General features: G+C 41.6%; 10 protein-coding genes and 1 pseudogene. 5 read left to right on the forward strand and 6 right to left on the reverse strand.

The window, feature by feature from the left end; genetic code table 11:
- Positions 1–112: 112 nt before the first annotated feature.
- On the reverse strand, positions 113–1,954 hold the full coding sequence (locus A1019T_RS11555; protein WP_279626189.1) for an acetyl-CoA C-acetyltransferase: 1,842 nt from the start codon (positions 1,952–1,954) through the stop codon (positions 113–115).
- 620 nt (positions 1,955–2,574) lie between these two features.
- On the opposite strand from A1019T_RS11555, the gene A1019T_RS11560 reads away from it, so the two are divergent.
- The 4 genes from A1019T_RS11560 to A1019T_RS11575 all read left to right on the forward strand — a co-directional run bounded on the left by A1019T_RS11560 (position 2,575) and on the right by A1019T_RS11575 (position 7,097).
- A complete protein-coding gene (locus A1019T_RS11560; RefSeq protein ID WP_077451763.1) occupies positions 2,575–3,975 on the forward strand; it encodes a 3-oxoacyl-ACP reductase in 1,401 nt (466 codons plus the stop codon).
- Between the two features lie 149 nt (positions 3,976–4,124).
- The gene (locus A1019T_RS11565; protein ID WP_077451764.1) at positions 4,125–5,024 is read left to right on the forward strand and encodes a MaoC family dehydratase; all 900 of its coding nucleotides are present in this window, start codon (positions 4,125–4,127) and stop codon (positions 5,022–5,024) included.
- 103 nt (positions 5,025–5,127) lie between these two features.
- A complete protein-coding gene (locus tag A1019T_RS11570) occupies positions 5,128–5,640 on the forward strand; it encodes a protein tyrosine phosphatase family protein (protein ID WP_077451765.1) in 513 nt (170 codons plus the stop codon).
- 101 nt (positions 5,641–5,741) lie between these two features.
- Complete coding sequence (locus tag A1019T_RS11575; RefSeq protein WP_077451766.1) at positions 5,742–7,097, forward strand: serine hydrolase domain-containing protein; 1,356 nt, start codon at positions 5,742–5,744, stop codon at positions 7,095–7,097.
- 30 nt (positions 7,098–7,127) lie between these two features.
- On the opposite strand, the gene A1019T_RS11580 is transcribed toward A1019T_RS11575, so the two are convergent.
- From A1019T_RS11580 to lipB, 5 genes are all read right to left on the reverse strand, one after another.
- The gene (locus tag A1019T_RS11580; RefSeq protein WP_077451767.1) at positions 7,128–8,372 is read right to left on the reverse strand and encodes a cation:proton antiporter; all 1,245 of its coding nucleotides are present in this window, start codon (positions 8,370–8,372) and stop codon (positions 7,128–7,130) included.
- A gap of 489 nt (positions 8,373–8,861) precedes the next feature.
- Complete coding sequence (locus A1019T_RS11585; protein WP_077451768.1) at positions 8,862–9,320, reverse strand: DIP1984 family protein; 459 nt, start codon at positions 9,318–9,320, stop codon at positions 8,862–8,864.
- 339 nt (positions 9,321–9,659) lie between these two features.
- Positions 9,660–11,564: a dihydroxy-acid dehydratase gene (gene ilvD, locus A1019T_RS11590; protein ID WP_077451769.1), complete on the reverse strand. Its 1,905-nt coding sequence runs from the start codon at positions 11,562–11,564 to the stop codon at positions 9,660–9,662.
- A gap of 127 nt (positions 11,565–11,691) precedes the next feature.
- The gene (locus A1019T_RS11595) at positions 11,692–12,435 is read right to left on the reverse strand and encodes a hypothetical protein (protein ID WP_077451770.1); all 744 of its coding nucleotides are present in this window, start codon (positions 12,433–12,435) and stop codon (positions 11,692–11,694) included.
- A gap of 28 nt (positions 12,436–12,463) precedes the next feature.
- Complete coding sequence (gene lipB / locus A1019T_RS11600; RefSeq protein WP_244156654.1) at positions 12,464–13,204, reverse strand: lipoyl(octanoyl) transferase LipB; 741 nt, start codon at positions 13,202–13,204, stop codon at positions 12,464–12,466.
- Between the two features lie 273 nt (positions 13,205–13,477).
- Here lipB and A1019T_RS13770 point away from each other — a divergent pair.
- Positions 13,478–13,574: pseudogene (locus A1019T_RS13770) on the forward strand (transposase); the annotation flags it as partial.

Below are 13,574 nucleotides of genomic sequence, written 5' to 3' on the forward strand. Positions count from 1 at the left end.
CTACCAGTCTTAATTCAAATGATAAATATAAAAAAAGAGTCCAAATTATTTTGGACTCTTTTTTTATCTAAGCTATTTTTTTAGCTACTTATGATTAAGTTACTAAAAAATCTTATTTTTCTAGGATACAAGTTACGCCCTGACCACCTGCCGCACAGATAGAAATTAGAGCACGGCCTGAGCCTTTTTGATCCAATAGTTTAGCAGCAGTGGCCAAGATACGACCACCAGTTGCCGCAAATGGATGACCTGCAGCTAGCGATGAGCCATTAACGTTTAGCTTGCTACGATCAATTGAGCCTAGGGCTTTCTCTAGACCTAAACGCTCTTTACAGAAAGTTTCATCTTCCCAAGCGGCTAGCGTTGATAGAACTTGTGAGGCAAAAGCTTCATGAATTTCGTAGAAGTCGAAATCTTGAAGAGTTAGACCAGCACGCTCAAGCATACGAGGTACCGCATACGCAGGTGCCATTAATAGACCTTCTTTAGGACCACTCTTACCTACGAAGTCAACCGCAGCAGTTTCTTGATGTGCAATGTAAGCCAATGGTTTTAGACCATGAGCTTCAGCCCACTCATCAGTACCTAATAGTACGCAAGAAGCACCGTCAGTTAGTGGAGTAGAGTTAGCTGCGGTCATAGTTGGGTTAGCGTTACGCTTACCGAACACAGGCTTCAAAGTAGCTAGTTTTTCTAATGAAGAATCTGGACGTAAGTTGTTATCACGAGTCAGACCTTTATAAGGAGTGATTAGGTCGTCAAAGAAACCTTCATCATAAGCACGGGCTAGATTGTGATGACTGTTAACCGCCAACTCATCTTGGTCTTCACGAGAGATGTTCCACTCTAAAGCAGTAATGGCTTGGTGATCACCCATTGATAAACCAGTACGTGGCTCACCATTTTGTGGGGCATCGATAAGCTCTTTAGGATTGATGCTAGTTAACGCAGCTAAACGTTGTTTGTTGGTCTTCGCGGCACCCAATTTGATTAGAGCTTTACGTAGGCCATCACCCACCGCGATAGGGGCATCAGAAGTGGTATCTACACCACCGGTAATGGCAGAGTCGATAATACCTAAAGCAATCTTGTTACTGGCTGCAAAAGTGGCTTGAAGCCCAGTACCACAAGCTTGAGAAATGTCATAAGCAGGGGTTTGTGGATCAAGAGCTGTATTTAATGCAGACTCACGTGTTAGGTTTAAGTCACGGCTTAACTTTAGAACCGCACCTGCAACAACTTCACCAACACGTTCGCCTTGCAGTTCATAGCGCTCAACCAGACCGTTAAGAGCAGCACTTAACATATCAATGTTGCTGGCATCAGAGTAAGCGCCGTTTGAGCGAGCAAATGGAATACGGTTACCACCTAAAATGGCGACACGGCGGGGAAGGGCTGAGGTTTTTGAAGCATCAGACATTGATTTTTCCTTATTGATAGTGGGTTTGTCAGTAGAATCTTTTTTCGACTCATCTGTTTTCTTAGACTCATCAGCTTTAGAGGGTTCTTTATCGTCTTTTTTGGCTGACTTATCTTCTTTTTTGTTACTGGTTTTTTGTTTGGTAGCAGATTTCTCTTTAGTTTGCTCTTCGCTACTTTCTTGTGATTTTTGTTGTTCAGAATCTTTGGCAGCCTCTTTAGACGGCTCAACTTGCGAATCAGCGGCTTCTTGTGCTTCCCTTTCTTTTTCTTCTGCAGCTTGAGCTTTAGCTTCTTCTACAATTCTTTGTTTGGCAGCTCTGTCTTTACTGATTACGGCATCCTCTTCTGATTTTTTAGAGGAGTTTACTTCATTTTGAAGATCAGAGAAGTCAACGGACGATTTTGATTGCTGCGTATTGTCGGTGTCTGCAGTGTTTTCATCTAATAAAGATTGACCTGCTTTACTTACTACAGTTGAAGTTACTGCTGAATTGGCATCAGCCTTCTTATTGTTAGAATTTGATTTGCTCATTTAATATCCTTATATCTTATGACTTAAAAAAGCCGCTTAGTTATGATTAATTATTCAGTTATGCCAAAATTAGTACTTAGACCATAAGAAAACATTAACTGAGTCAATAGAGACAATTTTAACATTGTTACTAAAGCATTGTAGCGAATGTTATTCTATAATAATATAATGTTATGATTACAAGGGCTACACATAACATTAGGTTTAATTTTATCACATAGTCAATAATTGGCAATCTTATATCGTTGAATAATGATACTAAGTAGTTAACAGTGTGAAGCAAGTGTTGCTGAGAGAGCCTTAAAGTGAGGTTTTTTAACAAAAAAATTGCGTCTGGGTGAGTGTTGAGGGGGTTTGAAGGAAGTGGCTTTAAGCTTTAGCATGAACTGGGTAGTCGTAGTTTTTTATGTAATAAGTCTCATTAAGATTGAAAATATAGGGTAATTTAAAGCATGCCCCAAATATTTTTTTGAATTAAGACCTTAAACTTGTGTTTTCATGTTTATTGTTTTTCATGCTTATAAAATTGGCCAAGTGAATTGGCTACGTAAAGCTACGAAGTTATTTTCGCATGGTTTTTCATAACTAATAACCAATCATTAATATAACTAGGAGATTTCATGTCAGATCGCTATGGAGAGTTTGTTCAGTCGTCACTAGGTAAAAAAGTTGCTAAAAACTTAGGTTTACCTCTACCAACTAAGTTAGATCGTTTTGAAGCGGGCGAGAAAGTCGTTCGTGGTAGCGTACTATTTGGTTCTGCTGCTGGTGAAGACAGTAGCGTAAGTGAAGCTGTTGCTACCGTATTAAATAAGCTTCATGCCGAAGTGTATGTGGCTGGTGATGATGCTAATAAAGGCGCTTTAACGGGCGCTGGTATAGAAGCCAAAAACAGTGAAAATAATAGTGATAAGTATAAAGTCCTTATCTTTGATGCCAGTAACATCGCTTATGCCCCAGATCTAAAACAAATGTATGACTTCTTCCACCCAGTAGCTCGTCAAGTTGAAAAGTCTGGCCGAGTAATCATTATTGGTCGTCCGCCAGAAGAGTGTGAGACTATCGGCGAAGCTTTGGCGCAAAGATCTCTTGAAGGTTTTGTTAAGTCTGTAGGTAAAGAATTTAAAAATGGTATTACTTCACAGTTGCTATATGTGAGCAAAGGGGCTGAAGCGAACATCGATTCTACCTTACGTTTCTTCATCTCTGCTCGTTCCGCTTACGTTTCAGGTCAAGTAGTGCGTATTGGTGAAGGCAAAGTGCAAGAGCTTGATTGGTCGAAACCATTTGCTGGTAAAACAATTTTAGTAACCGGTGCTAGCCGCGGTATTGGTGAGTCTATGGCACGAGTATTGGCTCGTGACGGCGCTCATGTGATTTGCTTAGATATTCCACAGCAGCAAGCAGACCTACAAAAAGTAGCAGGTGAAATTGGGGGCTCTACGCTTGCTCTAGATATCACAGCTGAAGATGCAGGTGAGAAGATCGCTGAAGCCGCTGCCAAACGCAATGGCTTAGATGGTATCGTCCATAATGCAGGGGTAACTCGTGATAAGACCCTAGCTAAGATGGACGAAAACCAGTGGAACATGGTTATCGATATTAACTTACAAAGTATCGCAGCCATCAACGACTACCTATTTGAAAATGATGTGTTGAATGAAGATGCCCGCATTGTTTGCGTATCTTCAATTTCAGGTATCGCTGGTAACCTAGGTCAAACCAACTATGCAACTTCTAAAGCAGGGGTTATTGGTCTGGTTCAAGCCACCGCTAAGAAGCTAAAAGAAGAAGGCAAAGGCATAACCATTAATGCCGTTGCTCCAGGCTTTATTGAGACGCAAATGACTGCGGCTATTCCATTGACCATTCGTGAAGCCGGTCGCCGTATGAACTCTATGAGCCAAGGCGGTTTACCAATTGATGTTGCTGAAGCAACTGCTTGGTTAGCAACACCAGCATCAGGTGGGGTTAACGGTAATATCGTTCGAGTTTGTGGTCAAAGCTTATTAGGCGCTTAATCCGCTTTATTAAGCTATATAGGATATCAACGGCTAGCTATAGGTAAGTCAATAGCTGTCTTTGATATTTGCGCGAAAAGGGCCATCATTACGATGGCTCTTTTTATAATAATTTGCTATTACCTATACATTAATAATAAGGATTAATTATGACCATTCGTGAATTTAAAAGCTTACCTGAAGCCAGTCAAACTTACCCCAAAGTCATTAAGTCATTGCTACCTGTCGTTGGTGGTAATAAAAAAGCTAAGAAAAACGTATTACCTGAAGCCACTTATACAGTAAATGAGCTAAAAGTTAATAAGACTAACTTACAAAATTATCGCCGTATTTGTGGTTTTGCTGACAACGGTCAAATTCCTCCTACTTACTTTGCAGTGTTGTCTCAGTCTTTACAGATGAATATGATGGTAGATGAGGCTTTCCCATTTGCTATGTTGGGCTTGGTACACGTGGCCAACTCAGTCACCCAGCATCGTCGTATCGCTGATTCAGAAGTAGTGACTATGCGAGTCAGCTTTGCCAACCTACGTGATCATGACAAAGGCAAGCAGTTTGACTTTGTGACAGAAGTTTATAGTGAAGAAGAGTTAGTGTGGGAAGGCACATCGACTTATTTATCTCGTCAAAAAACTGAGAATTCAGGTAGTAAGGACAGCAAGCCAAAAACAGTTAACCAAAAGCCTGCTGCTGCTAAAGATGACTTACACAGTATCTTTGCAGTACCAGAAGATATTGGACGCCGTTATGCCAAAATCTCAGGTGACTTTAACTTAATTCATATTCATGCAGTAACTGCTAAAGCTTTTGGTTTCCCAAAAGCCATTGCTCATGGTATGTGGTCAAAGGCCAAGTGTCTAAGCTTAATGGATTTTCCTGAAGCATACACTGTGGACGTGGCTTTCAAGTTACCCATTCTTCTGCCATCAGAAGTTGAGTTAATTGGGGATAATCTGAAGAAGCTGCAGCAGTCTGGCACTGTTGAATTTGACTTGTATAGTGCTAAAAATGATATGCCACATCTGGCAGGTACTATTAAAAAGCTGTAAGCTTTAAAACGGTAGCAAGATAAACTATCATTGTTATATTTATTAGGATTCAGCTAAGGCTCATTGCTTTGGCTGAATTTATTACGTTTTTAAGGGAAAGAATATGGCCAATGAGGTTGAAACAACAGCAGAGCGTACCGAAACTCAGGAACATCAAGCAACATCACTACAAGCTTCGTTAGAGCAAGTGTTAGATAATGCTAAGTTTCCAGATGCCAATACGGTAGTAACGGGCAAATTATCTCCAGAAAAAATTACTAAAATTGCGGAAGCAGGTATAGAGCACATCATCAACCTACAGCCTGACTCTGAGCTGACTTTTGATGAAAAATCAGCGGTAGAAGCAGCTGGTATTCATTATACCCATTTACCTATTTCAGGGGCTGATGATCTAAAGCAAATCAATCTGTTGGAGTTTGATAAAGCGTTACGGACCCATCATGGCAAAAAAACGTTACTTCATTGTGGTTCAGGGAACCGGGTAGGGGCTTGTATAGCTTTACGTACTGGGTGGCTACGAGGTCGTAAGATGGATACTGCCTTAGAGCGCGGTAAGGAGCATGGCTTAGAGAGTCTGGAAGAAGAAGTCCGCATGCGTTTATTGGTGCCGCGCTAATAACGGGTCTTATTAATAATAGGCTGGCTATCATTTGATAAATGGACACTTTATAGCCTGCTCATCTTTGTTTTTTAATATTTAATTTTTAGAGTTAGCCTATGGATAATCTGCAAGCACAATTAACCCAGCTTATGAGAGATTTACAATTAGAGGACGCACCAGCAGGTGGCTCTGTGGTGGTTTATCATAAGGGGGAGTTGATTGCACAAGCCAATGCTGGCTACGCCGTACCTGACACCCCATGGGACAAAGATACTTTATCGCTGAACTTTTCTACTGGAAAAGGGGTATTGGTAACGCTGATTCATATCCTAGTGTCTAATGGCTTATTGGACTATGACCAACGGTTGGCACATTATTGGCCAGAGTTTGCAGCAAATGGCAAGCAGGACATTACTTTACGCCAAGTGCTAACCCATCAAGCAGGGCTATTTAATATTCAGTCAGTTACCGATACCGCGGAAGATATGGTTGATTGGCAACAGATGTTGAGTCGAGTTGAAGCCATGAGCTCTAGAGTCCCAGCCAATGAGCAGGCGACAAGTGCTTACAGTGCTCTGGTCTCCGGCTGGGTATTGGGAGGTTTGATAGAGAAGGTAACCAATCAAACATTAAATGAAGTTATCAATGAATATTTGGCAAAACCGCTAGGTATTGAGGGCAGTCTTTATTTTGGGGTTCCTCAACAAAAACTGGCGGATGTGGCCACGCTCACTAAGAACTTTGAAGATTTCGAAACTTTTATTGGTGTAAAAGAGCAACCACAGTCTGATCTTTCTGCCCCTAAAAAAAGAAGTGCTAAGCCCAAACTACGCTCTGATAATGAACAAACTTTGCAAATCTATCAAAATATGACGGCTTACCCGTGCTGGCAGAGTGCTTATAAGCAGCAAGACAAAGATAGTGATGGAGCGGTTTTAAATACCTTAGATATTGCCAATTTATATTTTGATATGAGTAGCATCCAAATGCAGGACTTTAAGTATGCTTTGGTCCCTGCTGGACGCTCAGGCTTTAATTACTATACTGCCGACGCATTGATGGCAAAAATACCTGCAGCAAATAATGTGGCTTCAGCTGATGCATTGGCTAAGATGTATGCCATGCTTGCCAATAAAGGAAGCTGGCAAGGCAAACAGCTCATCTCTGAGCAAGTATTTCAGCAATTATCGCAAATTAATGTTAAAGGTCCAGATGCCATTATGCCCGCAGCTGATCCTCACAGCATGCAGTGGCGTCTGGGTTATCATAGAGTTTTTAGTCGTTGTTATAGCAGTGAGGAGCTAAGCTCTGCCTTTGGCCATATGGGCTATAATGGTTCAGTGGCTTGGTGTGATTTTGAGCGAGAGCTTGCTGTGGCATTTGTGCATAACTACGATGTGGTCATGAGTACCGATATTCGCCAGTTTGCGATTACCGAGACTATTTTGCAATGGCTTGATCAACAACAATAGTTGATGATTTTATTCACTCACAGCTTCAAGTTACTTTGTTCCAGTAGACAGCTTCATTAATAGCGGCGCGGTGACGCCATGGATGAAGATTGAGCCAATCACTACAATAGAACAAATAATCCATAAGTCGCTGGCCTCAGTGGGATCAAAAACGCCCTTATTTAGCGCGTAAGCCAAATAGTAAAATGTGCCTATACCTCGTATGCCCAAGCTTGCAATGGTAAAGCGTTCTTTATGAGGCAAGTTCAATCCTGCTAATCCTATCCACCCTGCGAGGGGACGTACCAATAGCAGAATAATCAGACTCACAGCATAAACCTGCCAAGTCAGCTCTACGCCAGAGCTGAGTCCTTGACCCAGTGCCATCCCAAAGATAACCAACACCAATGACATCAATAAGCCTTCAGATTGCTCGGCAAAGTCATGTAACTCTTCATGATAATCATGCCGATGTTGGGTGCGCCTAAAGGCAAATGCTGCCACAAAGACTGCAATGAAGCCATAGCCATGGATAAATTCAGCCAGCCCATAAGCCAAAAGGGTAATGGCAATGATGACATAGCCTTGTGACAGAGCTGTCTCTTTGGTTCTGTTAGAAAAGACAATACGTCCAATAATTTTTCCGACAGCTACGCCAATAACTAAACCTGCTGCAATCCGCCAAACCACATCCATGGTAAACCAATCAAGTAGTAAGTTTGAGGTTATCTTATCGGTGGTGGTAAATTGTTCTGCAATCTTGATAGCAAGGTAAACAAAAGGGAAAGCAAGACCGTCATTAAGCCCCGCTTCTGAGGTTAATGAAAATCGAGGTAAGTCTTCTCCCTCACCATTAGGCGGTCCCACTTGAACGCTTGAAGCCAGTACAGGGTCGGTCGGTGCCAGTACTGCGCCAAGTAGTAGGGCTGCGCCTAGGCTCAGACTAAATATATAATGACCCAATGCTGCCATAGCTACGATGCATAACGGCATGGTTATCAGCAACAAACGTATGGTGGGTCGCCATCTTTGATATTTTAAAGGGGTGTCGAGCTTAATACCTGCGCCAACCAATGATACTAAGACTACCAATTCACAGAGCTTTTCAACAAACGTGCCATTATCAATAGGACTTAAAAAAGGAAAGCTGGTCCATAAGTAGCCTATAGTCAGGCCTAATATAACCTGCAACATAGGTAAGGAGAGTGGTAGTCGCTTTAAAAAATAAGGGGCGAATCCTCCTAGTAAAAAGGCAAAGCCGCAAACTAATAAGAAATGGTTATAGTTTTCTATCATATTGATCCGATTGTTTTGGGAGGAGGGTTAATAATTTTTTATCTTCCTACAAAGACAAGTCTCACCCTATACCTGTAGGTAGGTTAGGCTAGAGCAGAGCAGCTATTTTAGGGCGAGATACGATTATTTTAAGTGCGGATACAATAAATTATAAAGTATCAAGGAAAGCTATGATGAAGGAATAACTAATAAAAACCGTTATTTTTTAGTTAATGAAAAACAAATAAGTTTTGTGATTTGGTAAATTTATAACCTTGAAAGGGAGAAACTGACTGTCAGTGTCTGGTAGTAAGCTATAATAGGTAACGTATGAAAAGTGAGGGGTGCTGGGCATGAGTAGTAAAAAAATCACGCCTGCCCACAACGCTTAGCAACCACTACAGAATATTTTCAACCCCCTGTTGTGGCGGTAAGGGGTTTGACACTCGCCCAGTCAGTTCCAACTATTATTGTAGCAAATAAGGGAAGGTTAGAAGAGAATAATAGGACTTATTGCATCAAATCTATTTGCCAATTATTGGCTTGAATAACAAGATTTAATTTACGTAACTTCATGGACAAATCGTCGGCTTGCTTCTGTAGGGCTGACACAGAGACCATCACTTTCCATTTTATTTCACGGGGGCTATAACGGGCAGCTTCGTTACTGGCCATATCAATGGCGTCGATTAAAAGTTTATGACGCATCTCCAATTCATCTCTTTTATTCAATAGGCTCAATAAAGATTCGCCTTCGCTGGTTTGACTCAAAGCATTGGTGCGGTGAATTTTCTCTATTAGTAAGGCAAGCTCGGTGATGACTTGATTGGCTTCAATGATGAGCGCATTGGGATCTTCGTTTGGGGTATCACCGTCTTGCACTTTTACATTATTGGCAATGCGTGCTTTTAATTGAAACAACTTTTTTTGTAAATCACTTCGGATCAATAATGCTTCTGCGAGCTTCATGGTATTTCCTATTTAATAGGTGATAGAGGTTCTATATTCTGTATAAAGAGCACAATGCTCACTCTATAAGATAATAACTTTACAGGAAACTGACTCTATAAGTTAAGCGTTTTTTATGGGTTATAAAAATAATATGTTTTAAGCATAAAAAAACCCAGCCTAAGCTGTAATGCCAGTCAGTTAAGCAAGAGACTTAGCGGAGATTTGGTTTTTTAAAACCAGATGACTCCATAAATATGGGGCTCTAGAAAAAACGAATTTCACGATTCCGCTATAAAATCTCTTAACTGACAGGCATTAAGCCGAAGCTGACTTTTTATAATAACAATGATTTACAGTTTAACGCTCAACTTGACTAACATCACGTACAGCACCGGTATCGGCACTGGTAGTCATAGCAGCATAAGCACGTAAAGCTTGGCTCACATGACGTTCACGGCTAACGGGTTTCCACGCTTGGCTACCACGGGCTTCCATTTCTTCTCTACGTTTTGCCAATTCACTATCAGAGATTTCAAGATTGATACTGCGGTTAGGGATATCAATGTGAATGGTATCACCTTCTTCTACCAAGCCAATAGCACCACCTTCAGCGGCTTCTGGGCTAGCATGACCGATTGATAGACCCGAGGTGCCCCCAGAGAAACGACCATCGGTTAATAAGGCACACTCTTTGCCCAAACCTTTTGATTTTAGGTATGAAGTGGGGTAGAGCATCTCCTGCATGCCTGGACCACCTTTAGGTCCTTCGTAGCGGATAATGACGATATCCCCAGCCACAACCTTATCGGCCAAAATAGCGTCAACGGCATCATCCTGCGATTCAAACACACGAGCACGACCGGTAAACGTTAAGATGCTGTCATCAACACCGGCAGTTTTTACCACACAGCCACGTTCAGCAATATTACCAAATAATACTGCTAGACCGCCGTCAGTAGAATAGGCATTGTCGACAGAGCGAATACAGCCAGACTCACGGTTTAGATCAAGGTTAGACCATGCTTTATTTTGAGAGAATGCTTGCGTGGTACGTACCCCACCTGGTGCTGCGATGTATAAATCACGAGCAGTTTGATGGTTTGGATGGTCAGTATTCATCACATCCCACATCTCTAAAGCTTCTTGTAGCGAGCTACTATGAACAGTAGGAATATCCGTAGTCAATAAACCTGCACGATTTAGCTCTGCTAAGATACCGAAAACCCCCCCTGCACGGTGTACGTCTTCCATATGGTATTTCTGAGTCGCTGGCGCAACTTTCGACAAGCAAGGCACGCGGCGGCTTAATTGATCGATGTCCGCCATTTTGAAATCTACTTCCGCTTCATGAGCCGCAGCCAATAAATGCAGAATGGTATTGGTTGAACCGCCCATGGCAATATCTAAGCTCATGGCGTTTTCGAAAGCGGCCTTAGTAGCGATAGAGCGTGGTAATACTGAGTCATCATCTTGCTCATAACGGCGTTTGGCTAAGTCAACAATGCGGCGTCCTGCTTCTAAGAATAGCGATTCACGCTTGGCATGAGTGGCAAGCAATGAGCCATTACCTGGAAGTGATAAACCTAATGCTTCGGTTAGACAGTTCATTGAGTTCGCAGTAAACATACCCGAGCATGAGCCACAAGTAGGGCAGGCTGAACGTTCAATCTCAAGCACATCTGCATCGCTAACGTTGTCATCAGCGGCATCAATCATCGCATCAACTAAGTCTAGTTTACGAATCGCTTTACCGTCTTCATTAACAGGCGCATCTAAATTGTGGCTAAGAGCAAGATCGGATGCCAATACCTTACCAGCTTCCATAGGGCCCCCTGAAACGAAAATTACAGGGATATTAAGGCGCATAGCCGCCATCAACATACCTGGGGTAATTTTGTCACAGTTTGAGATACAAACTAAGGCATCAGCACAATGCGCATTAACCATATATTCAACAGAGTCGGCAATTAAGTCACGACTTGGTAGCGAATAAAGCATACCGCTGTGACCCATGGCAATACCATCATCGACAGCAATAGTATTAAACTCTTTGGCAACACCGCCGAATCTTTCAATCTCTCTTGCTACCAATTGTCCCATGTCTTTTAGGTGGACATGACCTGGAACAAACTGAGTAAATGAGTTGGCAATGGCAATAATGGGTTTGTCAAAATCACCATCTGTCATACCTGTGGCGCGCCATAAAGCACGAGCACCTGCCATATTACGGCCTGAAGTTGAGGTCTTAGAGCGGTATTGCATACAACATCCTTTTTATCTTTAGAGGTTCATTTACTATTGGCTATTGTAACCTATTAATCTGATTTTGGTTAAAGCAAATAAGATTGTCTATCTATAACCTAATCTTATGATTTATTGGGTTAAATTGCTATACCAATCTTTGGCTAATAGCCTCTTGCAAATTAGTAATATAGGACTTGTTTTCTTCTAATAAGGCCAAGGTAGCCAAGCCGAATTCACCAGGTAATAGCTGATACTCTGGCAGTTGTGGAATTTCTATCCAATCAGGGTCAGCGGTCATGATAAGCGGTTTACTGCCTTTATTAAGCACAAAAATGTCACCATAAAAGTGCCAGTCTTGCATCGAGGCTTGTAGGGCCTGGTCAGCTGTCGTGGTATAAACAGGGTCATAATCTTTAGCAGTATTGGTAAACTTTAATCTTAGGGCAATTTGTAGCCGCTCGCAGAACATAACCAGAGTCCCAGTGATTTTAACCATCCAAGGAGTAGGAACTAATGCAGCGTCTATACCTAATAGCTCAGCCGCTTGTTGTGCTGACATTGGGGTTTGAAACTGTTTTAACAGATTGCGGGTTAAAGGATGAAGCTGTTTTAGCTCCTCAGATAGGGCATCATGGTGATAGATAAAGGGCAGTAATTGATCTTGAGTCACTGACTTATCTATGATTTTAAAATTATGAACTTGCCAAGGCGTCTCTTTATCGCTTAATAACTCATTCAGTATTAAGGTATTAGGATCAGCAAGCAAGCTATTAGTTGCAGATGTCTGATTGGCCTCATGGGTAGGTACAGACTCTAAGGTTGCCGTAGCATTGGGATCAGTATATTCAGGGGATGATATTGGTGTCCTAGAGCTTGTGTCTGAAGTCATAGCTTAGTTCTCATGATGAGTAAAGTTATTATTTATTGATAGGATTTAGTTTAATATCGCCTGCAAGACGTTGCTGAATGTTTGACAGCAACTGTTTGGTTACTGCTAAATCACTGATTGCCGTTTCTGATGTCGCCGCTAAGTCAACAAAGTCTTCCAGTTTTAACATTTGCATGCCGGCATAGCCACAAGGATTAATGGCGTTAAACACTGCCAAGTCACAGGTTAAGTTTAAAGCAATGCCATGATAACTAAAGCCATGTTTAATTTTAAAACCTAGGGAAGCTATTTTTCCTAGCATCAAGTCATCGTTATTGTATATATACACTCCAGGGGCATCACGCCGAGATTTAGCATAAAAGCTTTTCTCGTGTGAGTCATGAGTTAAAGCGCTGTTTAACACATCTTCAATACTTTGTTCGGCATGAGATACCATATCACGGACTGACCAGTTGGCTGCATTTAAATCAATAAGCCAATACAGGACCAGCTGCCCTTTGCCATGCCACGTTACTTGACCGCCGCGATCGGTATGAATGATGGGCGTATCTACCTGTTGTAAAATGTGTTCCTCTTTGCCTGCCTGACCTAAAGTATAAACATCGTTATGCTCAACCACCCATAACTCATCTGGAGTAATTATGCCTTGTTTCTTCTGCTCAATTCGAGACAGAGTAGTGTTTAGCATGGCATCATGAGTGCTTTCATAGTCGGCGTTTAATAGGGTACGCAGAATTGGAATATTATTTGGGCTAGTATTGTTATTCATTTTTAAAACAGCCATAATCAACAAATGTTTTTTTTAGGGGTTATTTACCATGAATGATGGTGATAGTGTTAACTCACTATGATAACTAAAAAAGGCAGAGATTGGGGTAAGTTTCTTCCAAACAAACACAGCATGTATGTGTAAAATTTTCAATTTTTATCACCAGTCACCGTAAAACCACCCACTTCAGGGGGTGGATATAAGGCGACACACACTGTCGTAAGAAGTCGTTAAAGGGTTGTAAGCTAAAATTAATCTTGCCATACTGAATATATGAAAACACTCAAGCTACGCATTAAAAACAAACACATAAAAGAGCTGAATCGTCTAAGCGGTTCAGTAAACTTCGTGTGGAACTATGTCAATGCGT

Origin of the sequence: Psychrobacter piechaudii (assembly GCF_900162825.1) — a bacterium.
Taxonomy (GTDB): Bacteria; Pseudomonadota; Gammaproteobacteria; order Pseudomonadales; family Moraxellaceae; genus Psychrobacter; species Psychrobacter piechaudii.